The organism is Thermocatellispora tengchongensis (assembly GCF_014202315.1).
Lineage (GTDB): Bacteria > Actinomycetota > Actinomycetes > Streptosporangiales > Streptosporangiaceae > Thermocatellispora > Thermocatellispora tengchongensis.
The window spans coordinates 290,900-315,023 of the sequence record NZ_JACHGN010000003.1; the positions used below are offsets into that span (position 1 = coordinate 290,900).

Consider the following 24,124-nt stretch of genomic DNA (forward strand, 5'->3'; position numbering starts at 1 on the left):
TCTCGATGACAACCTCTGCCCCGCACGGCCCGGTGGCAAGCACCGTGAGCGCCCCGGCGGCGGTATGGTGCCCGCGACCGGGGTGTAGGAAGATCTGGGCAGGCGCGGCGGGGCCGCGGGCGAGGAGGCAGCGATGTCGGTGTTGAGGACCTTCGTGGAGGCAGTGAGAAGCGGCGCGATCGAGGTGATCGACCTCACCGCCCCGCTGTCGGAGCGGACGCCGATCCTGCAGCTCCCGCCGCCGTTCGGCAACACGATCCCGTTCCGCCTGGAGGAGATCAGCCGCTACGACGACCGCGGCCCGGCCTGGTACTGGAACGACATCCACACCGGCGAGCACACCGGCACTCACTTCGACGCGCCGATCCACTGGGTCACCGCCCGCGACGGCCAGGACGTCTCGCAGGTGCCGGTCACCAGCCTGATCGCGCCCGCCGTCGTGCTCGACATGTCCGCCGAGGCCGCTCGCGACCCCGACTTCCTGCTCCAGATCGACCACGTCACGGCCTGGGAGAAGGAGCACGGCCCGCTGCCCGAGGGCGGCTGGCTGCTGTACCGCACGGGCTGGGACTCCCGGGCCGAGGACCAGGCCCGCTTCCTCAACGCCGACGACACCGGCCCGCACACGCCGGGCGTCTCGGTCGAGTGCGCCAGGTGGCTGGCCGAGCAGACCCCGATCGCCGGGATCGGGGTCGAGACCGTCGGCACAGACGCCGGGGCCGCGCACTCCTTCGACCCGGCCTTCCCCTGCCACAGCTTCCTGCTCGGCGCCGGCAAGTACGGCCTGACCCAGCTCCGCAACCTCGACCGGCTGCCGCCGACGGGCGCGGTCGTCGTGGCGCCGCCGCTGCCGATCGTGGGCGGCTCCGGCAGCCCGGTACGGGTGCTCGCCCTGGTCGAGCGATGATCGCCGCCGAGGCCGTGGGGCGCGCCCTGGCCGGGCTGGGCGTCACCACGGTGTTCGGCGTGGCCGGCAGCGGCAACTTCCACGTCACCAACGCGCTCGTCGCGGGCGGCGCGCGCTTCGTCGCGGCCCGGCACGAGGGCGGGGCGGCGACCATGGCCGACGCGTACGCCCGCGTCTCCGGCCGCCCCGGGCTGCTCAGCGTGCACCAGGGCCCCGGCCTGACCAACGCGATCACCGGCATCGCCGAGGCCGCCAAGAGCCGCACGCCGCTGCTCGTGCTCGCGGGCGAGGCGGGCGACCCGCGCTCCAACTTCGCCATCGACCAGGACGCGCTGGCGGCGGCCGTGGGCGCGGTGCCGATGCGGGCGCACTCCGGCGAGACCGCGGTGGACGACGCGATACGGGCCTACCGCACGGCCGTGCGCGAGCGGCGTACGGTGCTGCTCAACCTGCCCCTGAACGTGCAGAACGAGATGGCCAAGACGCCGCCCTCGGCGGGCGCGGCCCTGGTGCCCGAGGCGGCGGCGGTCCCCGCGCCGCCGCCCGAGACCATCGCCCGGCTGGGGGAGCTGCTGCTGGCGGCGCGGCGGCCGGTGTTCATCGCCGGGCGCGGCGCCCGCGGCGCCCGCGCCGAGCTGACCGCCCTCGCCGACCGGGTGGGCGCGCTGCTGGCCACCTCCGCCGTCGCCAAGGGCCTGTTCCGCGGCGACCCGTGGGACCTCGACGTCAGCGGCGGCTTCGCCACCCCGCTGGCCGCGGAGCTGATCCGCGGCGCCGACGTGATCGTGGGCTGGGGCTGCGCGCTGAACATGTGGACGACCCGCCACGGCGCGCTCATCGGCCCCGGCGCCACCCTGGTCCAGGTGGACCTGGAGGAGGACGCCATCGGCCGGCACCGCCCCGTGGAGTTCGGCGTGTGCGGCGAGGCCGCCGAGACCGCCCGGCTCACGCTGTGGTACCTGTCCGGGCTCGGCCCGGCCGGCGGCGGGGCGGGGCCCTGGCCCGGCTACCGCTCCCGCGAGCTGGCCGTGCGCATCGCCGGCGAGCGGCGCTGGCGCGACGTCCCGTACGCCGACACCGGCGGCGGCGGCAGGATCGACCCGCGCACGTTGTCCATCGGCCTGGACGACCTGCTGCCGCAGGAGCGGATCGTGTCGGTCGACTCGGGCAACTTCATGGGGTATCCGTCGATGTTCCTGTCGGTGCCCGACGAGGACGGCTTCTGCTTCACCCAGGCGTTCCAGTCGGTCGGCCTGGGCCTGGCCACCGCGATCGGCGCCGCGCTCGCCCGCCCCGACCGGCTGCCCGTGGCCGCGCTCGGCGACGGCGGCGCGCTGATGGGCATCGCCGAGCTGGAGACCGTCGTACGCCTCGGCCTGCCCATGGTGATCGTGGTCTACGACGACGAGGCGTACGGCGCGGAGGTGCACCACTTCGGGCCCGACGGCCACCCGCTCGGCACGGTCACCTTCCCGCCCGCCGACCTGGCCAGGATCGCCCGGGGCTTCGGCTGCGCCGGCCTGACCGTACGCTCCCGCGCCGACCTGGCCGGGGTCGCCGACTGGTTGTCCGGGCCCCGCGACCGTCCCCTGCTCATCGACGCCAAGGTGACCTCCGAGCAGCCCTCGTGGTGGCTGGAGGAGGCCTTCCGCGGCCACTAGGCGGACATTCCGGGCGTCGCCGGGTTACGCTGCGGGACACACGGACGTGACGCGGACGAGGGAGCCGGCCTTGGACGTCGAGTACAGCCCGTTCGACCACGCGACCCACCAGGACCCGTTCCCGGTGTACGCCAGGCTGCTGGCCGAGGCGCCGGTCTACCACAGCGAGCGCGACGACTTCTGGGCGCTGACCCGGCACGCCGACGTGTCCGCGGCGCTGCAGGACAGCGCCCGCTTCTCCAGCTCGCACGGCCCGCTGCTGGACGTGCCGCCGTGGGGCCCCGACGCGCCGCGGGCGCTGTCGTTCGTCGCGATGGACCCGCCCCGGCACACCGCCCTGCGGGCGCTGGTCTCGCGCGGCTTCACCGCCCGCCGCGTCGCCGCGCTCGAACCGCACATCCGGGGCATCGCCCGCCGCCACCTCGCCGAGGCCCTGCGCCGCGACGGCGGCGCCTTCGACTTCGTCGAGGACTTCGCGATCCGGGTGCCGCTCGACGTGGTCTCGGAGCTGATCGGGGTGCCCGGCTCCGACCGCGACGGCGTGCGCCGGCTGGCCGAGGCGTCCCTGCAGCGCGAGGACGACGGCACCGGGCGGATCTCGCAGCGCGGCCTGGACGCGGGCGCGGAGCTGGCGGCCTACTGGGCCAGGCTGATCGCCGAACGCCGCCGCGCCCCGGCCGAGGACCTGCTGTCGGTGCTGTGCGAGGAGTTGGACGACCAGGAGATCATCCCGATGCTGTTCGTGCTGCTGTCGGCGGGCAGCGAGACGACCACGAACCTGCTCGGCCACGCCTGGTACTGGGCCTGGCGCAACCCGGACCAGCGGGAGCGGGCGTACGCCGACGCCGGCGCCTGGGTCGAGGAGACCCTGCGCTACGACCCGCCCGCGATCGGCCTGGCCCGCCTGCTCACCGAGGACATCGAGCTGCACGGCGTGCCGATCCCGGCGGGCGCGCGCATGTGGCTGCTCATCGCCGCGGCCAACCGCGACCCGCGGGTCTTCCCCGACCCCGACCGGTACGACCTGACCCGCGACACCAGCCGCATGATCAGCTTCGGCGGCGGCAGGCACTTCTGCATGGGCTCGGCCCTGGGCCGCCTGGAGGCCCGGGTGGCGCTGCAGGAGCTGGCCGCCGCCGTGGCGGACTACGAGATCGATCCGGCGGGCGCGCGACGCTCGCACATCGGCAACGTGCGCGGCTTCGCCACCCTGCCCACCGTGGTCAAGCCTCGCTGACCTGGAGAGCAGGTCAAGCCCCGCTGACCCCGGGGAGCAGGTCGAGCCCCGCTGACCCCGGGGGTGGGCGGTCAGATTCCGGCGCCGTCGGCGGCCTCGGCGTCCATGGCCGCGGCCTCCTCCGGGGTGGGGGCGGTGCCGCCCAGGTGGGCCGGCTGCCACCAGACCCCCTTCGGGATCTCGGGGTAGGTGCGCTGCGCCCGGTCGAGCAGCTCGACCATCCGCACGCGCAGCTCCTCCATGTGGGCGGCCATGTCGTCGCCCCGCTTGGGGTAGATCGGCTCGCCGACCAGGATCGTGATCGGCACCTTGCGCTGGAAGATCCGGCGCGGGCGCCCCTTGGTCCACAGCCGCTGGGTGCCCCACAGGGCCATCGGGATCAGCGGCACGTCGGCGGCGGCGGCCATGCGCACGGCGCCGTTCTTCAGCTCCTTGATGGTGAACGACCGGCTGATCGTCGCCTCGGCGAAGATGCCGACCACCTCGCCGCCCTTCAGGGCGCGCAGCGCGGCGGCGTACGAGCCCGCGCCGGACTTGCGATCGACCGGGATGTGGTGCATGCCCCGCATCAGCGGCCCGGAGATCCGGTGGTCGAAGACCTCCTTCTTGGCCATGAACCGGACCAGCCGCCGTGAGCGCCGGGCCGCGTAGCCGGCGAAGATGAAGTCGAGGTAGCTGATGTGGTTGCTGACCAGAACGGCTCCGCCGCGCTCCGGCACCCGCTCGGCGCCCTCGACCCGGATCTTCAACCCGAGCAGCTTGAAGAGGCTGACCGCGGTCCAGATCACCGGGGGATACACAGTCTCCGACATGGACCCAACCGTAACCTACGGCCCCGTATCCACGACACGATCCGTGTGGGTGTCCGCGTCCGGGTCCGCGGCGGGTGGCGGCGTAGCGTAGCGGCCATGGAACAGATGAGTGACGCCGAGTGGCGTGAGTTCGCGATGACCGGCACCCGCACCGGGAAGCTGGCGGTGACCAGGGCCGACGGCAGCCCGCACGTCACCCCCGTGTGGTTCGTCCTCGACGGCGACGACGTCGTCTTCACCACCCACGAGAGCAGCCTCAAGGGCAAGGCCCTGCGCCGCGACCCGCGCGCCGCCATGTGCGTGGACGACCAGGAGCCCCCGTACTCCTACGTGATCCTCAGCGGCCCGGTGACGCTCAGCACCGAGCTCGACGAGCTGGTCCGCTGGGCCACGGTGGTCGGCGGCCGGTACATGGGCGAGGACCGGGCGCGGGAGTTCGGCGAGCGCAACGGGGTGCCGGGCGAGATGGTGGTCCGGCTGCACCCCAAGAAGATCGTCGCCGAACGCGCCGTCGCCGACTGACGGCCGTCCCGGGCCTGCCGGGCCTGCCGGGCCTGCCGGGACGCGGAATTTATCCGGCAAGCTCGGGTGAATTGGGAGAAATGGGGTCCGCGTGATTCCGGGGACGCATGGTGTTCGGCGGTTACTTTCTGCGAGGATGTGTTCCGTGGCTGGGGACGCTGCGAAAGATGCGTCGGATGCAGAGGATGCGGCGGATGCCGCCGGCGCGGCGGAAGCGTCGGATGCCGAGCTGGTCTGGGTGCCGGCGACCCCGGAGCACGAGCTGGCGCTCGACGGCGCCACGCTGGTGTGCCGTAACGGGACCGGCAGGCGGCTGCCCGCGGTGCCCAAGGCGGCGCGGCGCAGCCCCGCCGCCGAGGCGCTGCTCGCGTTGCGCGACTACATGGAGCGGCACGAGCGCGAGTGCCGGGCGACCGTCGAGTCCTGGCTGCTCACCGCGTTCCCGGTGCCCGTGGTCCTGATCGGGCAGGTCTGGCCCGACCCGGCCTGGCGGGCGGCGCTGGAGCACCTGGTCGTCGTGCCGGGCGAGGAGCCCCCGGGCATGCTGCGCGGCGTGGACGCCCGGGGGCGGATCGTGCTGCTCGGCCCCTCCGGCGAGGAACGGGTCTCGCCGGCCGGGCTGGCGCGCATCGTGCACCCCCTGCGCCTCGGCGAGCTGGACTCCTTCCGGGCGCTCGCCGCCCGGCTCGGCGTCACCCAGGCCGTCGCGCAGCTCGCCCGCGAGACCCACGCCCGCCCGGCGGGCGCGCGGGCCGGGACCGGCGTCACCGGCTACGCCGACGCCCGCTTCGCCGAGCTGCGCCACGCCACCGACCGCGCCGCCCGTCTCGGCTTCGGGGTGCGCGGCGGCTACGCGGTGTGCCGGGTGGTGGAGGAGGGCGTCCCGATCCAGGCGCGCTACTGGCTGGGCGCCGGCGCGCCCGAGGCCGAGACCTGGACCGGCGAGCTGCTGTGGGTCGGCGCCGACGAGACGCCGATCCCGATCGCGGACGTGGGGGCGGTCGCCTGGTCCGAGGGGGTGCGGATGGCGGAGCTGATCTACGCGGGCAGGCTCGCCGATGAGGACTGACCCGCCCATGAGGACTGACCCGCCGATCGGGCCTGGCGCCGCCGACGCCGGCGACCTGCTGCCCCTCGGGGGCGACGAGCCGGGCACCGAGCCGGTGCACGCGCGGGCGTACCTGCACCCGCACCTGCCCGGCCGTCCGGTGGTCGTCCTGACCGGGGCCACCGAGGCGCAGGTGCGCGACCGGGTGCTCGGCGCGCTCGGCTTCACCCGGCCCGAGGCGCCGGGCCGGCCCGTCGCGCGGCGGCGTACGGGCGGGGCGGGCTACCCCGAGTGGGCGCTGCGCCACGACCCGGATCGCGCCGAGCGGGCCCTGGCCGCCGCGCCCGCCATGGCGCGGGCCGCGCGACTGGCCGGGAGCAGACCGGGCACCGCCGCCTCCGCGTACGCCGGCATCGCCGCGCGCCTGCCGCCCGCCCATCTGCCCGCCTTCTGGGAGCAGGCCGGGCGGCACTTCATCCAGGCGCGCCAGCCCGCCCACGCGGGCCTGATGTTCGCCCGCGCCCGCGAGGCCGAGCAGGCCCACCGCCTGCCGGTGGACGAGGCCGCCAGGCGGGCGGCGTACCTGGAGTTCTCGCTGGCCGGGGCGCTGCCGGCCAAGGCCGTCACCGCCTACGCCGCCGACCTCGCCGCCCGCTACCACCCCGGGCGGGCCCGCGAGGAACTGCTCGCCCTGGCCGTGCGCCGCACCCTGGGCGGCCTGCCGCCCTGGGCCGACCTGCCCCGCCAGCTCCGCACCCTGGCCCGCGCCGCCGGGCTGGACGCGCAGGCCGAGGAGCGCCGCGCGCTCGCCTCCCTGCTCGCCATGCCGTCCGTGCGCTGCGCCGCCCCCGCCTTCTGGGAGGGCTACCGGCCGCGCCTGGTCCGCCTCGCCCGCCGCTCACCCGAACTCCGCCTCACGCTGCTGCACCTGTTCCCGTACGCCGACATCGACGAGTGGTGGCTGGACCTGCTCGGCGAGGCCGGGGCGCTGGGCGACCTGGAGCGCGACCCCGATCCCGGAGCCTGGCTGACCCGGATGGCCGCCCACCTCAAGCGCGGGCGCCGCGCCCGTCCGGCCCCCACCCCGCTGCTGGAACTGGTCGCGCGGCTGCGTCCCGGCCCCCATCCGGTGCGGCTGGGCGAGGGCGAGTCCTGGCGGGCCCGCTACCTGGACGCCGACCTGCTCGACGCGTGCCTGGCCGCCGGGCTGCCGGTCGAGGACCCCGCACCCGGCCTGGCCGTGGACCTGTACGAGTGGCTGCGCACCCGCCGCCGCGACCTCGCCGCGGCGGCGGCCGACCCCCGCTACGCCCCGCTGCTGCACGCCGCGGTCGGGGTCCACGCCGCCGAGCGCGGCGTGGAGGACCTGCTGCCCGTCCCCGCGCTGCGCCCGTTCGTACGCGAGTGGATCGCCGCGGAGTCCGCGGCGGCGGCCCGCGGCGGGCTGGCCGACGCCAAGGAGGCGGTGGCCCGGCTGGAGCGGCTGGCCGGCGGGGCCGCGCTCTCGGTGCTGCCCGGCACCCGCGAGGCGATCCGGGGCATCGACCTCACGCTGCCGCTGCGCCGCACCCTCGCCGCCGGGGTGCTGGACGAGCTGGGCTGGGACGCCCTGGACGACGCCGCCGACGAGCTGGGCCCCGATGCCGAGATCACCGCGAGCTGGCCGGTGCTCACGCTCTACACGCGCACCCGCGCCATCGCGGTCGGCCCGGAGGGGCGGGTGGCCGAGCACGACCTGGCCCTGCCGCCGCCGGCGCAGTCGCACACGGTGATCTACTCCGCGGGGGCGTTCCTGGTCGTCTGGCACGACGGCCACGGCAGGCGCGGCTACTGGTCCACCGAGCCCGACGCCGTCCGGACCGTCGCCGGGCGCGGCTGGTCGGTCTACCCGAACGCGGGCCACGGCTTCGCGTTCCTGGCCGAGGACGGCGCCCGCGTCACCGGCCGCACGCTGCTGCGGCCCGGCGACATGCGGGTGGAGGACACCCCGCGCCTGCTGTGCGAGGGCGGCGCGTACTGGGCCCAGCCGGAGGTGTGGCGGGCCGAGCTGCGCGAGCTGGACCCGCGCACGGGCGACCTCGGCCCGCCCGCCGCGCCCCCGTTCCTGGCCGCCGCCGCCCTGCCCGAGGGCCACGAGTGGGCCGTGGAGGCGTGCACCCTGGCCCCGCTCCCCGAGGGCGTGCGCGAATCGCCGCTCGGCACCGACGGCGCCCGCCTCGGCGCCCGGGTCAGCACCGACGGGCACGGCGGCTACCGCGTGGAGAGCGTGGACGGCCGCGCCGCCGCCCTGCGCATCGAGCGCGGGCTCGCCCCCTGGGGCCTGCTCGCCCTGCCCGGCGCCGGCGCGCCGATGGTGGTCGCGGGCGAGTCGATCGTCTGGCTGCTCGACCCCGCCGACGGCGCCGGCCACTGGCAGGCCGCCATCGGCCCCAACGAGCACTGGACCCCCTCCACCGCCGGCCTGGCACGCGGCACCCCGATCGTCCCCCCGCCCGCCTTCTGGCACTTTCTGCGCCCCCGCGACCCCGCCGCCTCGGCCGCCCTGCGCCGCATCGCCCGCCCCCAGGTCCGCCGCCTCCTCGCCGCCGCGGTGGCCGACCTGTCCGAGGACGCCAAGCGCCCCGACCTTCCCCTCCTGGACGCCGCCCTGACCTCCCTCGCCACCCACCCCCGCCTGCGCCGCGGCCTGTCAGGCGTGATCCGCCAGGCCGCCGAGCTCCACATGCGCCTCACCCACCTGACCACCCCCGCCTGAGGATGGCGCCGTCATCGATGGCCGCCGCACAACCTGCCGATCCCACGGCGGCCGACCGTGAGCGCATGGCGCCGCCCGCCCACCGGGAGAGTGGCGGGCGGGCGGCGGGGGAGTGGGGTCAGGGTTCGGTGCGGGCGAGGGGGGCCGAGGCGGGGGAGGCGGGCTTGGGCACGGCGTCGTCGTACGGCGCGGTGCTGCGGCCGTAGCTGCGGTGCACCGCCATGTACAGCAGGCCGAGGCCGATGACGATCGCCGCAGACAGCGGCACCAGCCAGTTGTCGTACCAGGGCGCGTCGGGGGTGCGCGGCCAGGACATGTTCACGATGGCGACGATCCCGTACGCCAGCGCCACGATGTTGACCGGCAGGCCCCAGCGGCCCAGCCGGTACTTCCCGCTCGGCCGCCAGCCCTTCAGGCGGGCGCGCAGCGCGGCGAGCACGACCATCTGGAAGCCCAGGTAGATCCCGACCGACGAGAAGGTGACGATCTTGGTCAGGGTGTCGCCGGCGCCGGCGGCGCCCACGATCACCAGCGCGGGCACGACCGCGGCGACGACCAGCGCGTACGGCGGGACCGCCCGCTTGTGGTCGAAGCGGCGCAGCCAGCGGCTGCCGACGATCATCTCGTCGCGGCCGTAGCTGAAGGCGAGCCGGCCCGCGGCGGCCTGAAGGCTCATCGCGCAGGACAGGAAGGACAGCAGCACCACGGCGAGCACGACCTTGGCGCCGAAGCCGCCGAAGGCGTCGTTGAGGAGGGTCGTGACCGGGTCGGCGTCCTCGCCCGCGATCACGCCGGGGATGTCGCCGACCGACAGCACCAGCGCCAGGCAGACGAACGTGGCCGCCGCGCCGCCGATGTAAATGGTGCGCCGCATGGCCGTGGGGATGGTGCGGCCCGGGTCGGGCACCTCCTCCGCGACGTCCCCGCACGCCTCGAAGCCGTAGTACTGGAAGATGCCGATCAGGCCGGCCGCGGCGAAGGCCCACAGGTAGGTGCCCTCGCCTCCGGCGCCGAAGGAGTCGAACAGCACGCCCAGCCCGTGCACCCGGTGGGTGGCCAGCAGCCAGACGCCCACCACCAGCGCGCCGATCAGCTCGGCGGCGAAGCCGATGATGGCGGCGGTGGCCAGCACCTTGGTGCCGGCGAAGTTGATCAGCGTGGCGACCAGCAGGATCACCAGCGCGCACACGACGGTGGCCGTCGTCGTCGACTCGAAGCCGAACACGGCCGCGAGGTAGGGGCCCGCGCCGTACGAGACGCTGGCGATCGTGCACAGCAGCGCGATCAGGTAGATCCACCCGGTCATCCAGGCCCAGCGCCGCCCCCACAGCCGTCTCGCCCACGGATAGACGCCCCCGGCGACCGGGTACTGCGCCACGACCTCGCCGAACACCAGCGCGACCATGAGCTGCCCGAGGCCGACGATGAGGAAGCTCCAGATCATCGGCGGGCCGCCGGTCGCCAGCGCGAATCCGAACAGGGTGTAGACGCCGACCACCGGGGAGAGGTACGTGAAGCCCAGGGAGAAGTTGGCCCACGGGCTCATCTCGCGTTTGAACTCGGACTCGTACCCCAGGGCGGCCAGTTGCGCGGCGTCGCTGTCGGCCGCCGCGGGTCGGGTGGGCGAAGTCATGCAGGCTCCCGTTTGTCGTGCGGAGGATGAGGGAGGTGCCCGGGACGGGCGGGCATATGGAGACCGGTCGCGCGGGCACTGCCGCCGCGGCGTCCCGGCCGGTTAGGATGCGTGGCGCCCCGTGATTGGGCAAAAGCTACAAGTTCAGGGGTTATAGCACAAGGGTTCCCGGCGAACGGAAACACGCCGGAAACACCGCGACCTTGCGGAACGGCCGAGAGACGGAGCTGGGAGGGACGTGGCGGCACAGGATGCGCCGGTGATGAGGACCTTGCTGATCCCACCGCTGGCGTCGGCCGGGCGCACCGACGAGATCGTGCAGCGGATCAGCGAGGCCATCCAGCTCGGCCTGCTCTCCGACGGCGAGCAGCTCCCGGCCGAGGTGGAGTTCGCCAACCAGCTCGGCGTCTCGCCGATGACCCTGCGCGAGGGCCTGGCGGTGCTGCGCCAGCAGGGCCTGGTCGAGACCCGGCGCGGCCGGCACGGCGGCACCTTCGTGCGCCGCCCCGCCGATCCGCCGCGCGCCCCGCTGCTGGAGCGGATCGCCGCCGCCACCGTCTCCGAGCTGCGCGATCTCGCCGACGAGCAGCTCGCCGTGTCCGGCGCCTCGGCCAAGCTCGCCGCCGAGCGGGCCTCCCGGGCCAACCTGCGCCGGCTGCTCACGCTGGTGGAACAGCTCTCGCGGGCCGAGGGCATGGGGGCGCGGGTGCGGGCCGACAGCCGCTTCCACATCGAGGTGGCCATCGCCTCGCAGTCGGAGCGGCTCACCCGGCTGGAGGTCGCGCTGCAGTCGCAGACGGCCGGGCCGCTGTGGCTGTCCTACGACTCCGAGGCGGAGATCGACGAGGTGGTGGCCGAGCACCACGCCATCGCCACGGCCATCGCCGAGGAGGACGGCGACCGGGCCCGATCGCTGGCCGAGCGGCACGTCCAGCGCAACCTGCGCAGGCTGATCGAGCTGCACCTGCGGACGGTCGAGGAACGCGGGGAGGTGCTGACGGATGACGTACGGGCCTGACGACGAGCGCGGCGCGGCGGAGCAGGCGCTGGAGGGCGCGCTGAAGGCCGTGCGCGAGCTGCTGGCGGGCGTCTTCGCCGCGCCGCGGGCGCTGGCCGACGAGGTGGTGCGCGCCAGGCGCGAGGTGCTGGCGGCCGGGCGCCCGTACGACGCCGCCGAGCTGGCCCGGATCAAACCGCTGATCCTGGAGTGGCTGGACGCCATGCCCGCCGCCCACGGCCTGGGCCTGCTCGCCTCGCCCGCCCTGCTGCCCGGCCGCGAGCGGCACATCGAGTGGTGGCAGCGCGGCGTCACCGGCTACGTGCCGCTGAAGCTGAACCTGGACCCGACCTCGGTGGACGTCTACGACTACTTCCAGACCGACTGGTACGCCGCCGCCCGCGACCACGGCAGGCGGGCGATCTTCGGCCCGTACGTCGACTACTCCGGCGCCGATCGCTACATCTGCACCTTCTCGGTGCCGGTCGCCGACGAGGGCACCCTGCTCGGCGTCGCCGCCGCCGACGTGCGCATGGGCGACCTGGAGCCCCGCCTGCTCCGGCTGCTGCGCACCGCCGGCCGCGACGCCGTGCTGGTCGGCCCCGAGCGCCGCGTCGTGGCCGCCAACTGCGCGCGCTGGCTGGTCGGCTCGCGCCTGCCCCGGCTGCCCGAGCCGGGCGACGGCACCTTCGCCGCCGTGGGCGAGGTGGGCGGCGACAGCGCCTGGACCCTGGCGCTGGCCGGCCGCGCCGGCTCCTAGAAGCCCGGCTCGGCCTCCCGGGGATCGCGACGTCGAGGCGACGGCCGCCTTATTGACACATGAACTACAGTTTTAGATGATTAGCGCTCTCCCCTGGTCATCGACAACCCCTGGAGGGCTTCGTGACGGTTACCGCGCCGGAAGCCGCCCCGTACTTCGACATCACCGACCCGGACTTCTCGATCACCTCCGCCGCCGTGCACGAGGCGCGCGAGCGGAGCTGGTACGCGCGGACCAACTACGGCCTCGCCGTGCTGCGCTACGAGGAGGTGTCCCGGCTGCTCAAGCACCCCAAGCTGCGCCAGGGCAGCGCCGCGTGGCCGGCGCACAACGGCGTCACCGAGGGGCCGTTCGCCAAGTGGTGGGCGAGCTGGGTGCTGAACAAGGAGGGCGAGGAGCACCACCGGCTGCGCCGGCTGATGAACCCCGCCTTCTCCCACAAGCTCATCGCCGGCCTGGTGCCCCGGTTCCAGGCGCTGGCGGCCGAGCTGATCAACGGCTTCCGCGAGCCGGGACGGTGCGAGTTCGTCTCGGAGTTCGCCGAGCCGTACGCCGCCCGCGTGATCGCCATCATGCTCGGCATGCCCGAGTCGGAGTGGCGGGTGATCGCGCGCGAGTCGGCCACCATCGGCCTGGCCATGGGCGTGACCATCCGCCAGGACCTGCCCAAGATCGAGGCGGCGCTCGCCGCCCTCTACGCCTACGCCGACGAGCTGATCGCCGAGCGCCGTCGCGAGGAGCGCGACGACTTCGTCTCGGCCCTGGTGCGCGCCCAGCGCGACTCCGACCGGCTCAGCGCCGACGAGCTGCGCGACGGCCTGGTCCTGCTGATCTTCGGCGGGTTCGACACCACCCGCAACCAGCTCGGCCTGGCCATGCAGTCCTTCGTCAGGCACCCGGACCAGTGGCGGCTGCTCGCCGAGCGGCCCGAGCTGGGCGGCCGGGCCGTGGAGGAGGTCATGCGGGTCAACCCCACCACGCGCTGGGTCACCCGCGAGGCCCACGAGGACTTCACCTACCAGGGCCTGGACATCCCCGCCGGCACCACCGTCCACCTGTTCACCGAGTCCGCCGGCACCGACCCCCGGGTCTTCGGCGACGGCGCCTTCGACATCACCGCCGAGCGCAAGCCGCACTTCGGCTTCGGCGGCGGCGCCCACCACTGCCTGGGCCACTTCGTGGCCCGCAGCGACATGAGCGAGGCCCTGCCGCTGCTCGCCCGCCGCATGCGCGACCCGCGCATCGAGGACGGCGCCGAGTGGCTGCCCGACTCCGGCAACACCGGCCCGATCCGGCTGCCGATCGCCTTCACCCCCGCCACCTGACCGCTTCGCCCGAGAGGAGAGATCGCCATGAAGGTGATCGTGGACATGGCCAAGTGCCAGGACCACGGCCAGTGCGCCATCGCCGCGCCCGAGGTCTTCGAGATGAACGAGGAGGGCAGGCTCGTCTACGACGGCGAGCCCGGCGAGGAGCGCCGCCTCGAAGTCGAGGAGGCCGCCGACGTCTGCCCGGTGCAGGCCATCCTGATCAAGGACTGACGCGCCATGACGGGCACGCCCGGTTCCGACGGGCACATCGCCGTCGTCGGCGCGTCCCTGGCCGGCCTGCGCGCCGCCGAGCAGTTGCGGGCCGCCGGGCACACGGGCCCCATCACCGTCTTCGGCGCCGAGCCGTACGCGCCGTACAACCGGCCGCCGCTGTCCAAGGAGGTCCTGGCCGGGCCCGGCGACCACGACGCGGAGCGGCTGCACGCCCAGGTGGCCTTCCGGATGCGGTCCTCCGTCGCCGACGTGACCTTCCGCCTCGGCGCCGCCGTGGCCGCCGCCGACCTCGCCCGGGGCCGGCTGACCCTGGCCGACGGCCGGGAGGCCGGCTTCGACGGCCTGGTCGCCGCCACCGGGCTGCGGCCCCGCCGCCTGCCGCTGCCCGGCCCCCAGGCCGGCCGGCACGCCCTGCGCACCCTCGACGACTGCCTCGCCCTGCGTGCCGCGCTGGGCCCCGGCACCCGCGTGGTCGTGGCCGGCGCGGGCTTCGTCGGCTGCGAGGTCGCCGCCACCGCGCTGCGGCTCGGCTGCCAGGTCACCGTGGTCGAGCCGGCCGCCGAGCCCATGCTCGCCGTGCTCGGCCCCGAGCTGGGCCGCGCCGTGCGCCGCCACCACGAGGCCGCGGGCGTCCGCTTCGTCACCGGCCGCCTGACCGCCGCCGTGCACGGCCGCGACCGGGTGCGCGCGGTGGAGCTCGACGACGGCACCACCCTGGAGGCCGACGTGCTGATCGAGGCGGTCGGCTCGGTGCCCAACACCGAATGGCTGGCCGGCAACGGGCTCGACCTGTCCGACGGCGTGCTGTGCGACAACGCCCTGCGCGCCGGCGAGCGGCTGGTCGCCGCCGGCGACGTCGCGCGCTTCCCCAACCCGCTGTTCGACGACCGTCCCCGCCGGGTCGAGCACTGGTCCATCCCCGGCGACACCGCCAAGCGCGCCGCCGCCACCCTGACCGCGCTGCTGGCCGGGCGCGCCCCCGACCCGGCGCCGTTCGCGCCGGTGCCGTCCTTCTGGAGCGACCAGCTCGACCTGCGCCTGCAGAGCTTCGGCTCCCCGGCCCTGGCCGAGGAGGCCCGGCTGGAGGAGGGTGACCCCGCCCGCCTCGGCGAGGGCGTGCTGGCCACCTACCACCGCGAGGGCAGGCACGTGGGCACCGTCGCCGTCAACCTGCCCCCCGCCCGGCAGCGCGAGCTGCGCGCCGCCTTCACCCGCCCCCTTCTGACCTTGACGAGGAATCCGTGACGACCACCGTCATGCCCACCGAGCTGGACCGGCACCGCGAGCGCAACACCGACGAGGCCGCGCTCAAGGCGATCGAGGAGCGCATCGCCGACGCCGGCGTGCAGTACCTGTACTACCAGGCCGTCACCGTCACCGGCCGCGTGGTCGGCAAGGTGGTCCCCGCCCACCACCTGCGCCGCAACGCCGAGCGCGGCGTGCAACTGCACGGCACCGCGGTCTCGGACCTGCAGACCGACCGGGCGGGCGCCCTGCTCGGCGGCGGTGTGGAGGCCACCGAGTTCACCGCCGTGCCCGACCTGGACACCTTCGCGGTGCTGCCCTGGGACACCACCGTCGGCCGCTTCTTCTGCCGCCTGTACGAGCCCGCCCACCTGCCCGAGATCGGCGGCTCGCCGCTGGCCACCGACGTGCGGGGCAACCTGATCCGGATCCACGCCGGCTTCACCGCCCGCACCGGCCTGGAGCTGCGCACCGGCTGCGAACCCGAGATGACCTGGAGCGGCCCCGGCCTGGACGCCAGGTTCCGGCCCGGCTCCAGCCCGGCGTACCACGTCGAGCACCTCGAACGCTACCGCCCCATCTACCAGAAGGTGATCACATACGGCCGGGCGCTCGGCCTGGACATGATCGAGGGCGACTACGAGGACCCCGGCCAGCTCGAACTCAACTGGATGTACGACCACGCCGACCGCACCGCCGACCGGCTGATCGTCTACCGGCAGATCTGCCGCCAGGTCGCCCGCGAGCTGGGCGTCACCGCCAGCTTCATGCCCAAGCCCGCCACCGGCATGATGGGCAACGGCTGCCACCACAACATCAGCCTGTGGCGCGGCGAGCAGAACGTCCTGGCCGACCCCGGCGTCACCGAGCTGCACCTCACCGAGACCGGCCGGCACGCCCTGGGCGGCATCCTCACCCACGCCGCCGGATCCATGGCCGTGATGGGCTCGACCGTCAACTCCTACAAGCGCTACTGGGACTCCGGCCAGTTCGCGCCGTCCCAGATCAACTGGGGCATGGACAACAAGACCTGCACCGTGCGGCTGTCGGCCAACGGCCGGCTGGAGTTCAAGCTGCCCGACGCCATGGTCAACCCGTACCTGTCGCACGCGCTGCTCATCGCGGCCGTCGAGGACGGCATCGCCAACCGCATCGACCCCGGCCCGCCGCACCGCGGCTCCAGCTACACCGGCGAGGCCGCCTTCGCCGGGCTCCCGCTCACGCTGGGGGAGGCCCTGGACGCCTTCGCCGCCTCCCCGATCGCCGAGAGGGCGCTCGGCCCCGCGCTGGTGGACCTGTACACCTCCCTCAAGCGCGACGAGTGGGCCCGCTTCTGCGGCGCGGTCACCGACTGGGAGCGCATGATGTACGCCGAGGAGCTGCCGTGACCGAGCCCCTGCGGCTGGCCTGCATCGACTCCGACGCGGCGCCGCTGTTCCACCTGGCCGACGCCCAGGGCGTACGCACCGGGTACGAGCCGGAGGTCGGCGCGCTGCTCGCCGCCGAGCTCGGCCGCCCGCTGCGCTGGGTCTTCCTGCCCTGGGCCGAGATGATCCCGGCCGTCCAGCGCGGCGAGGCCGACGCGGTGCTGTGCGGGCAGGGCGTCACCGAGGCCCGCGCCGCACAGGTCGACTTCACCCGCCCCTACGCCGTCTTCCACGAGTCCGTGCTGGTACGCCGCGGCGACCCGGTCCGCTCGCCGGCCGACCTGCGCGGACGCCGCGTCGCGGCCATCGCCGGCTCCACCAACATGGCCCTGGCCGAGACCTTCGCCGGCGCGGTCACGGTTCCCTTCGGCGGCGACTCCGCCGACGTGTTCGGCGACATGCTGGCCGCGCTGCGCTCCGGCGAGGTGGACGCGGTCGTGGACGACGACGTGGTCTTCGTGCCCCTGGGCGACCACCCCGACTACGAGCTGGCGTTCACCGTGCGCACCGGCAACCGGTGGGCCCTGGGCGTGGCCAAGGACCGCCCGGAGACGCGGGCCGAGCTGGACGCCGCGCTCGGCCGCGTGACCGCGGACGGCCGCCTCGCCGCCGCCTGGGCCAAGTGGCTCCCCGGCCTCGACTACCCCTTCGCCGAGGCCGCCCCATGACCTCCCGCCCCCCGATAGCGGTGGTCGGCCGCCGCGCCGCCAAGGTCTCCGGCCTGCGCTTCAGCGCGACCGTCGCGGCCGAGGCGGTGTGCGAGGCCGTCTTCGCCGCGGGCGGGGAGCCGCTGGTGCTGCACGGCGCCGACCGCGCCGCCCTGGCCGAGCTCCCGCGCCGCCTGTCCCGCTTCGCCGGCCTCGTCCTGCCCGGCGGCTCGGATCTCGACCCGGCGCACTACGGCCAGGAGCGGGCCCCGGAGACCGAGCCGGACCACCCCGACCAGGACGCGCTCGACCTCGCCGTGATCCGGGCCGTGCTCACCCTGGGCACCCCCACCCTGGCGATCTGCCGCGGGCTCCAGGTCGTCAACACCGTGTGCGGCGGCACCCTCCTGCAACACCTGCCGCCCGGCCCCGTACCGCACCTCGACGGAATCCACGAGGTCGCCGCCGAGCCCGGCTCCGCCCTGGCCGCCCTGGTGGGCACCCGGCCGTACCGGGTCTCGTCCTACCACCACCAGGTCGTGGACCGGCTCGGCACCGGCCTGCGCGTGGCCGCGCGATCCCCCGACGGCCGGGTGGAGGCGGTGGAGCGCCCCGGCCTGCTCGCCGTCCAATGGCACCCCGAGGACCTGGCCGGCGAGTCCCCCCAGGACGCCGCACTGTTCACCGACGTAGTAGAGCGAGCCAGACGGCAGAAGGAGGCAGCCGCATGACGACCGCGGTCATCGACGCCGACGCCAGGCGGGAGGAGCTGGAACGCCGCTTCGCCGCCCTCACCCCGCCCTCCCTCCTGCACATCGGCGGCGAGCAGGTGGAGGCCGCGTCCGGGGCCCGCTTCGCCTGCGTCTCGCCCCGCGACGGCCGCGTGGTCGCGCACGTCGCCGAGGGCGACGCCGCCGACATCGACCGCGCCGTGGCCGCCGCCCGGCGCGCCTTCGAGTCCGGCGTGTGGTCCGGGCTGCACCCGCGCGAGCGGCGCGCGGTGCTGCAGCGGCTGGCCCGCCTGGTGGAGCGGCACGCCGAGGAGCTGGCGCTGCTGGAGAGCGTGGACATGGGCAAGCCCTTCACCGACGCCCTCGCCGTGGACCTGCGGGTCACCGTGCAGTGCCTCGACTTCTACGCCGAGGCCGCCGACAAGATGTACGACGAGGTCGCCCCCACCGGCCCGGACGTGCTGGCCACGGTCACCCGCGAGCCGCTCGGCGTGGTCGGCGCGGTGGTCCCGTGGAACTTCCCGCTGATGATGGCGGCCTGGAAGCTCGCCCCCGCGCTGGCCGCGGGCAACGCCGTGGTGCTCAAGCCCGCCGAGCAGTCGCCGCTGTCGGCGCTGCGCCTGGCCGAGCTGGCGGTGGAGGCGGGCGTACCGGCCGGGATCCTGAACGTGGTCCCCGGCCACGGCCCCACCGCGGGCGCCGCCCTGGGCCGCCACCCCGGCGTGGACGCCATCACCTTCACCGGCTCCGGCGAGGTCGGCCGGCTGTTCATGCGCTACTCCGCCGAGTCCAACCTCAAGCAGGTCTCCCTGGAACTGGGCGGCAAGTCCCCGCAGATCGTCATGCCCGACGCCCCCGACCTCGCCGCGGTCGCACGGTCCGTCGCCACGGGCATCTTCTTCAACCAGGGCGAGGTCTGCTCGGCCGGGTCGCGGCTGCTGGTGCACCGCTCGGTGCGCGAGGAACTGCTCGCCCTGGTCCTGGAGGAGACGCGCCGCACCGTGGTCGGCGACCCGCTCGACCCGCGTACGCGGGTGGGGGCGCTGGTGGAGGAGGAGCACCTGCGGCGCGTGCTCGGCCACGTACGCGGGGCCCTGGAGGACGGCGCGAGCCTGCTCACCGGCGGCGAGCGCACCCTGACCGAGACCGGCGGCTGCTACATGACCCCCACCGTCTTCGACCGGGTGGACCCCGGCATGCGGATCGCCCGCCAGGAGGTCTTCGGCCCGGTCCTGTCGGTGATCGACTTCGACGACCCGGAGGAGGCGGTGCGCATCGCCAACGGCACCGAGTACGGCCTGGCCGCGGCGGTGTGGACGCGCGACCTGTCCACCGCCCACCGCATGTCCCGCGCGGTGCGCGCGGGCACGGTCTGGGTGAACTGCTTCGACGACAGCGACATCACCGTGCCGTTCGGGGGCTACGCGCAGTCGGGCTTCGGCCGCGACAAGTCCCTGCACGCCCTGGACAAGTACACCCAGTTCAAGACCACCTGGATCAAGCTGTGACCCCCGTGGTGCGCCGCGAGGAAGTCGATCCCGGGCCGCTGCGGGCGCAGGGCCCGAGGGTGGCCGTCCTGGTCTCGCTCAACTTCCCCGGCATGACCGAGCACGTGGCCGGGCTGGTGCGCTCCTTCACCCGCACCGCGCTGGAGAGCCTGGCCGAGGCGGGCGCGCGCCACACCCTCATCGACACCTCCGACCACGCCGCCCTGGACGACCCGGCCCGCACCGCCGCCGGGCACGACGGCCTGCTCCTGCTCGGTGGCGGCGACGCGGACCCCGCCCTCTACGGCCTGACCGGCCCCGCCCCCAACTCCTACGGCGTGGACCGCCGCGCCGACGACCACAGCATCGCCGCCATCCGCGCCGCCGTCGCCGCGGGCCGCCCGGTCCTGGGCATCTGCCGAGGCTCCCAGCTCATCAACCTCGCCTACGGCGGCACCCTCATCCCCGACCTGGAGGACTACCACCTGCACCACGGCCCGCCGGGCGCCCCCCTGTTCCTGGACGAGAAGGTCACCGTGCTCCCCGGCACCCGCCTGTCGGGCCTGGTCTCCGGCCCGCGCCTGACCGTCCGCTCCGGCCACCACCAGGCCGTCGCCGAGGTGGGCGAGGGCCTGACCGTGGCGGCCAGGGCCGACGACGGCGTGATCGAGGCCGTGGAACACCCCGCCCACTGGCTGGTGGGCGTCCAATGGCACCCCGAGGACCCGGCCGGCTCCGCCACCCACCGCCGTGAGATCTTCACCGCCCTCACCACCGCCTGCGCGCGAGGGCCGAGGTGAGAGCGCGGCGCGCAGGCGGATCGAGCGGGACGGTGTAACGGTCGCCCACGCGCTCGCCCCGCCCAGGCGGGCCGCCATCAGGGCCGCTCGCCGGAGCCGGTTCGTGGCCGGCTCCGGCGTGCGGGTCCTGGGTCAGCCCATGTGCGGGTAGCGGTGGTCGGTCGGCGGGACGAAGGTCTCCTTGATCGTGCGGGCGTTGACCCAGCGGATCAGGTTGAAGATCGAGCCGGCCTTGTCGTTGGTGCCCGAGGCGCGGGCGCCGCCGAAGGGCTGCTGGCCGACGATCGCGCCGGTGGGCTTGTCGTTGATGTAGAAGTTGCCGGCGGCGAAGCGCAGCCGGGCCGAGGCGTCGGCGATGGCGTGGCGGTCCTGGGCCACGATCGAGCCGGTCAGGGCGTACGGCGCGATCGACTCCATCTGGTCCAGCACCCGGTCGTAGTCGGAGTCGTCGTAGACGTGGACGGCCAGGATCGGGCCGAAGTACTCCTTGACGAAGATCTCGTCGGCCGGGTCGGAGCCCACCAGGACCGTGGGGCGCACGAAGTAGCCGGTGGAGTCGTCGTAGGAGCCGGTCAGGACCTCGATGGAGTCCACGCCGCGGGCGCGGTCGATGGCGGCCCTGTGCTTGGCGAAGGCGCGGTCGTCGATCACGGCGCCCATGAACAGCGACAGGTCCGAGGCCAGGTCGCCGCTGGTGAGGGATTCGGCGGTGGAGACGAAGTCGTCGCGCATCCGCGCCCAGACCGAGCGCGGCACGTACGCGCGCGAGGCCGCCGAGCACTTCTGGCCCTGGTACTCGAAGGCGCCGCGGACCAGGACCGTGGACAGCACGGCCGGGTCGGCGGAGGGGTGGGCCAGGACGAAGTCCTTGCCGCCGGTCTCGCCGACGATGCGCGGGTAGCCGTGGTACGTCGCGATGTTCGCGCCGACCGTGGCCCACAGGTGCTGGAAGGTCCTGGTGGAGCCGGTGAAGTGGATGCCGGCCAGCCGCGGGTCGGTGAGGGCGGCCTCGGAGACGGCCTGGCCGTTGCCGGTGACCATGTTGATCACGCCGGGCGGCAGGCCGGCGGCCTCCAGCAGGCGCATGGTGAAGTGGGCCGCGAACTGCTGCGTCGGCGACGGCTTCCAGACGACGACATTCCCCATCAAAGCGGCAGATGTCGGCAAATTTCCAGCAATGGCGGTGAAGTTGAACGGCGTGATCGCCAGCACGAACCCTTCGAGCGGCCGGTACTCCATCCGGTTCCACACCCCGGGCGCCGACGCCGGCTGCTCGCCGAGGAGCTGCCGCGCGTACGCCACGTTGAACCGGAAGAAGTCGATCAGCTCGCAGGCCGAGTCGATCTCCGCCTGCTGGGCCGACTTGGACTGGCCGAGCACGGTCGCCGCGTTGAGCGTCTGCCGCCACGGTCCGGCCAGGAGGTCGGCCGCCTTGAGGAACACGGCGGCGCGGTCCTCGAAGGACAGCGCGCGCCACGCCGGCGCCGCGGCCATCGCCGCCTCGATCGCCGCCCGCACGTCGGCCGCGGTGGCGTCGGCGGTGCGGCCCAGCAGCGCGGCCGTGTTGTGCGGCTGCACCACGTCGATGGGGGCGCCGCCGGCCATCCGCTGCTCGCCGCCGATGGTCATGGTCAGGTCGAGCTGAGCCCCGGAGAGCTCCTTGATCCGGTTCTCCAGCGCGGTGCGCTCTGCGCTGCCCGGCGCGTAGCCGAGCACCGGCTCGTTCGCCGGCGCGGGGACGTTGCTGATGGCATCCATGGTGAGAACCTCGATTACTTCGTGGAGGTGAGCGAACGCAGGAAGAAGGCCAGATTGGCCGGGCGCTCGGCGAGACGGCGCATGAAGTAGCCGTACCAGTCGTCGCCGTAGGGCACGTAGACGCGCACCGTGCCGCCCGCGCGGGCCAGGGCCTCCTGCTTGTCGGGCCGGATGCCGTAGAGCATCTGGTACTCGTAGGCGTCGCGGCCCCGCCCCGTCTGGTCGGCGAGCAGCTCGGTGATGGCGATCAGCCGGTCGTCGTGCGTGGCCACCATGGGGTAACCCTTCCCCGACATGAGGATACGCAGGCATCGCACGTACGCTTTGTCCACCTCCGCCTTGCTCTGGTACGCCACCGAGGCGGGTTCGGCGTACGCGCCCTTGACCAGGCGCACCCGCGACCCCTCGTGGGACAGGTCGCGGCAGTCGGCCTCGGTGCGGAACAGGTAGGACTGCAGGGCCACGCCGGTGCCGGGGAAGTCGGCGCGCAGCTCGCGCAGGATGCCCAGGGTGGAGTCCACGGTGGTGTGGTCCTCCATGTCCAGGGTCACGGTGGTGCCGGCGGCGCGGGCGGCGGCGCAGATCTCCCTGGCGTGGGCGAGCGCGATCCGCTCGCCGTCGCCGCCCAGGGCCTGGCCGACCGCCGACAGCTTCACCGACACCTCGGCCCGAGGGCCCAGCTCCAGCGGGGCGAGGGCGTCCAGCAGCGCGACGTACGCCTTGGCGGTGTGCGCGGCGGCGTCGGCGTCGCGGGTCTCCTCCCCGAGGTGGTCCACGGTGACCGCGAGGCCCGCGCCGGTCAGCCGCCGGATCGCCGCGACGGCGCTCGCGGTGTCCTCGCCGGCGACGAACCGCTCCACCACCCGGCGGGTGAGCGGGAATCCGGACACGGCACGCCGTACGAGCGTGCTGCGGGACGCGGCGAGAAGGGCGGTACCGAGCATGGAAGCAGGGTAAAACGCGAGGTCAGCAGGGTTCCATGGACATCCGCCACGGTTGCGTTCCCCCTTCTTCATACATTTGTACGACAATGGGGGCGTGCAAGAGGACCTGCAGGAGTCGGTGGACGAGATCGCCCGCCTGCTCGGCGCGTCCGCCACGCTGGAGGACCGGTCCTTCCAGCTCCTGGCCTACGCGGCGCAGAGCGGCGCCATCGACCACGTGCGCCAGGAGTCGATCCTGCGCCGCCGGGCCACCGACCTGGTGCGCGAGTACTTCGAGGGCTACGGCATCGCCCACGCCGAGGGCCCGGTGCGCATCCCGGCCGACGCCGCCCTCGGCGTGCTGGCGCGGGTGTGCGTGCCGCTGCGCCACGGCGGCGTGACGTACGGCTATCTGTGGCTGCTCGACTCCGGCGCGATCACCGACGAGCGGCTGGCCCAGGTGCGGCCCCTGGTCGCGCGGGCCGCCGCCGCGCTGGCCCAGGACGCGCGCAGCCGCCAGGACCTCGGCGGGCTGCTGGACGAGCTGTTCTCCGCCGACCCCGAGCGCCGCGCCGGCGCGCTGGCCCGCCTCGGCCCGCGCGGGCCGGTCGCCGCCGCGGCCGTGCGGGCCGCGCCCGACCGGGTCGCGCCGCTGTGGACCCTGCCCCGCGGCGTCCTGGCCCGGCCGCCCGCCATCGACGCGCCGGGCGACGAGGCCGTGGTCGCGCTGCTGGCGCCCGCCCGGATCGCCGCCGACGTCGCGGCCCGGGTCCAGGCGATGTACGGCACGAGCGCCGGCGTGGGCGCGCCCCGCGAGGAGCCCGGCGAGGCGTGGCGGAGCTGGCGCGAGGCCCGCCAGGCGCTCACCGTGGCCGAGCGGGTGCCCGGCCACGGCCCGGTTGCGGCCTGGGCCGGCCTCGGCGTGTACAAGATGCTCACCAAGCTGCCCCCCGACGACCTGCGCGAGCTGGCGGGCGAGGCCGCCGGGCTGCTCGCCGACCCCGAGCTCGCCCACACCGTGGAGACCTACCTCGACCGCGGCGGCCACGTCCAGCAGACCGCGGCGGCGCTCGGCGTGCACCGCCAGACCCTCTACTACCGGCTGGCCAAGGCCGAGCGGATCGCCGCCGCCGACCTGTCCGACGGCGAGACCCGCCTGCGGCTGCACCTGGCGCTGAAGGCGGCCCGGGTGCGCTGACTCCCCGGGGCCCCGGCGGGTCCGGGGCCCCG

Annotated in this window: 21 protein-coding genes; 17 read left to right on the plus strand and 4 right to left on the minus strand. The window is 74.7% G+C overall.

The features are described 5' to 3' along the window. The first annotated feature begins 133 nt into the window (after positions 1-133). The 3 genes from HNP84_RS07670 to HNP84_RS07680 all read left to right on the plus strand — a co-directional run bounded on the left by HNP84_RS07670 (position 134) and on the right by HNP84_RS07680 (position 3,805). A complete protein-coding gene (locus HNP84_RS07670) occupies positions 134-907 on the plus strand; it encodes a cyclase family protein (RefSeq protein ID WP_185048677.1) in 774 nt (257 codons plus the stop codon). After that, positions 904-2,568, plus strand: coding sequence for a thiamine pyrophosphate-binding protein (locus tag HNP84_RS07675; protein ID WP_185048678.1), 1,665 nt, complete (start codon positions 904-906; stop codon positions 2,566-2,568). The genes HNP84_RS07670 and HNP84_RS07675 overlap by 4 nt, the downstream gene beginning before the upstream one ends. A gap of 70 nt (positions 2,569-2,638) precedes the next feature. Beyond that, a complete protein-coding gene (locus HNP84_RS07680) occupies positions 2,639-3,805 on the plus strand; it encodes a cytochrome P450 (RefSeq protein WP_185048679.1) in 1,167 nt (388 codons plus the stop codon). A gap of 71 nt (positions 3,806-3,876) precedes the next feature. Here HNP84_RS07680 and HNP84_RS07685 read toward each other — a convergent pair whose 3' ends face one another. After that, complete coding sequence (locus HNP84_RS07685) at positions 3,877-4,617, minus strand: lysophospholipid acyltransferase family protein (protein WP_185048680.1); 741 nt, start codon at positions 4,615-4,617, stop codon at positions 3,877-3,879. Positions 4,618-4,713: 96 nt separating this feature from the next. Between HNP84_RS07685 and HNP84_RS07690 the strand changes: the two genes are divergently transcribed. The 3 genes from HNP84_RS07690 (at position 4,714) to HNP84_RS07700 (ending at position 8,942) form a co-directional block, all read left to right on the plus strand. Then, positions 4,714-5,139 carry a PPOX class F420-dependent oxidoreductase gene (locus HNP84_RS07690; protein ID WP_185048681.1) on the plus strand — a complete coding sequence of 142 codons (426 nt, stop codon included), beginning with the start codon at positions 4,714-4,716 and terminating at the stop codon, positions 5,137-5,139. A gap of 238 nt (positions 5,140-5,377) precedes the next feature. Beyond that, positions 5,378-6,208, plus strand: a complete 831-nt coding sequence (locus HNP84_RS07695) for a DUF4132 domain-containing protein (protein WP_312924091.1) — start codon at positions 5,378-5,380, stop codon at positions 6,206-6,208. Positions 6,209-6,215: 7 nt separating this feature from the next. Beyond that, the gene (locus HNP84_RS07700) at positions 6,216-8,942 is read left to right on the plus strand and encodes a hypothetical protein (protein ID WP_185048683.1); all 2,727 of its coding nucleotides are present in this window, start codon (positions 6,216-6,218) and stop codon (positions 8,940-8,942) included. 118 nt (positions 8,943-9,060) lie between these two features. On the opposite strand, the gene HNP84_RS07705 is transcribed toward HNP84_RS07700, so the two are convergent. Further along, positions 9,061-10,575: an APC family permease gene (locus HNP84_RS07705; protein ID WP_185048684.1), complete on the minus strand. Its 1,515-nt coding sequence runs from the start codon at positions 10,573-10,575 to the stop codon at positions 9,061-9,063. A gap of 262 nt (positions 10,576-10,837) precedes the next feature. Here HNP84_RS07705 and HNP84_RS07710 point away from each other — a divergent pair, with 262 nt between their 5' ends. The 10 genes from HNP84_RS07710 to HNP84_RS07755 all read left to right on the plus strand — a co-directional run bounded on the left by HNP84_RS07710 (position 10,838) and on the right by HNP84_RS07755 (position 20,213). Next, complete coding sequence (locus tag HNP84_RS07710; RefSeq protein WP_185048685.1) at positions 10,838-11,593, plus strand: FadR/GntR family transcriptional regulator; 756 nt, start codon at positions 10,838-10,840, stop codon at positions 11,591-11,593. Beyond that, positions 11,577-12,332, plus strand: a complete 756-nt coding sequence (locus tag HNP84_RS07715; RefSeq protein WP_185048686.1) for a PDC sensor domain-containing protein — start codon at positions 11,577-11,579, stop codon at positions 12,330-12,332. The genes HNP84_RS07710 and HNP84_RS07715 overlap by 17 nt, the downstream gene beginning before the upstream one ends. A gap of 122 nt (positions 12,333-12,454) precedes the next feature. Further along, positions 12,455-13,657: a cytochrome P450 gene (locus HNP84_RS55890; RefSeq protein WP_185048687.1), complete on the plus strand. Its 1,203-nt coding sequence runs from the start codon at positions 12,455-12,457 to the stop codon at positions 13,655-13,657. Between the two features lie 27 nt (positions 13,658-13,684). After that, positions 13,685-13,873, plus strand: a complete 189-nt coding sequence (locus HNP84_RS07725; protein ID WP_185048688.1) for a ferredoxin — start codon at positions 13,685-13,687, stop codon at positions 13,871-13,873. 6 nt (positions 13,874-13,879) lie between these two features. Then, a complete protein-coding gene (locus tag HNP84_RS07730; protein ID WP_185048689.1) occupies positions 13,880-15,121 on the plus strand; it encodes an NAD(P)/FAD-dependent oxidoreductase in 1,242 nt (413 codons plus the stop codon). Next, entirely contained in the window at positions 15,118-16,509 is a 1,392-nt protein-coding gene (locus HNP84_RS07735) for a glutamine synthetase family protein (protein ID WP_312924092.1), read from the plus strand. Before HNP84_RS07730 ends, HNP84_RS07735 begins: the two co-directional genes overlap by 4 nt. Beyond that, complete coding sequence (locus HNP84_RS07740; RefSeq protein WP_185048690.1) at positions 16,506-17,216, plus strand: substrate-binding periplasmic protein; 711 nt, start codon at positions 16,506-16,508, stop codon at positions 17,214-17,216. Before HNP84_RS07735 ends, HNP84_RS07740 begins: the two co-directional genes overlap by 4 nt. Continuing rightward, on the plus strand, positions 17,213-17,926 hold the full coding sequence (locus tag HNP84_RS07745) for a gamma-glutamyl-gamma-aminobutyrate hydrolase family protein (RefSeq protein ID WP_185048691.1): 714 nt from the start codon (positions 17,213-17,215) through the stop codon (positions 17,924-17,926). Before HNP84_RS07740 ends, HNP84_RS07745 begins: the two co-directional genes overlap by 4 nt. Next, the gene (locus HNP84_RS07750) at positions 17,923-19,434 is read left to right on the plus strand and encodes an aldehyde dehydrogenase (RefSeq protein ID WP_185048692.1); all 1,512 of its coding nucleotides are present in this window, start codon (positions 17,923-17,925) and stop codon (positions 19,432-19,434) included. Before HNP84_RS07745 ends, HNP84_RS07750 begins: the two co-directional genes overlap by 4 nt. Further along, on the plus strand, positions 19,431-20,213 hold the full coding sequence (locus HNP84_RS07755; RefSeq protein WP_312924093.1) for a gamma-glutamyl-gamma-aminobutyrate hydrolase family protein: 783 nt from the start codon (positions 19,431-19,433) through the stop codon (positions 20,211-20,213). The genes HNP84_RS07750 and HNP84_RS07755 overlap by 4 nt, the downstream gene beginning before the upstream one ends. Positions 20,214-20,345: 132 nt before the next feature. Here HNP84_RS07755 and pruA read toward each other — a convergent pair whose 3' ends face one another. Both pruA and HNP84_RS07765 read right to left on the minus strand, forming a co-directional pair. Next, positions 20,346-21,971, minus strand: a complete 1,626-nt coding sequence (pruA, locus tag HNP84_RS07760) for an L-glutamate gamma-semialdehyde dehydrogenase (protein ID WP_185048693.1) — start codon at positions 21,969-21,971, stop codon at positions 20,346-20,348. Between the two features lie 14 nt (positions 21,972-21,985). Beyond that, positions 21,986-22,915: a proline dehydrogenase family protein gene (locus tag HNP84_RS07765; RefSeq protein ID WP_185048694.1), complete on the minus strand. Its 930-nt coding sequence runs from the start codon at positions 22,913-22,915 to the stop codon at positions 21,986-21,988. Between the two features lie 94 nt (positions 22,916-23,009). Between HNP84_RS07765 and HNP84_RS07770 the strand changes: the two genes are divergently transcribed. Then, positions 23,010-24,092 (plus strand): PucR family transcriptional regulator, encoded by a 1,083-nt coding sequence (locus tag HNP84_RS07770; protein WP_312924096.1) that lies wholly within the window; start codon positions 23,010-23,012, stop codon positions 24,090-24,092. Positions 24,093-24,124 lie beyond the last annotated feature (32 nt).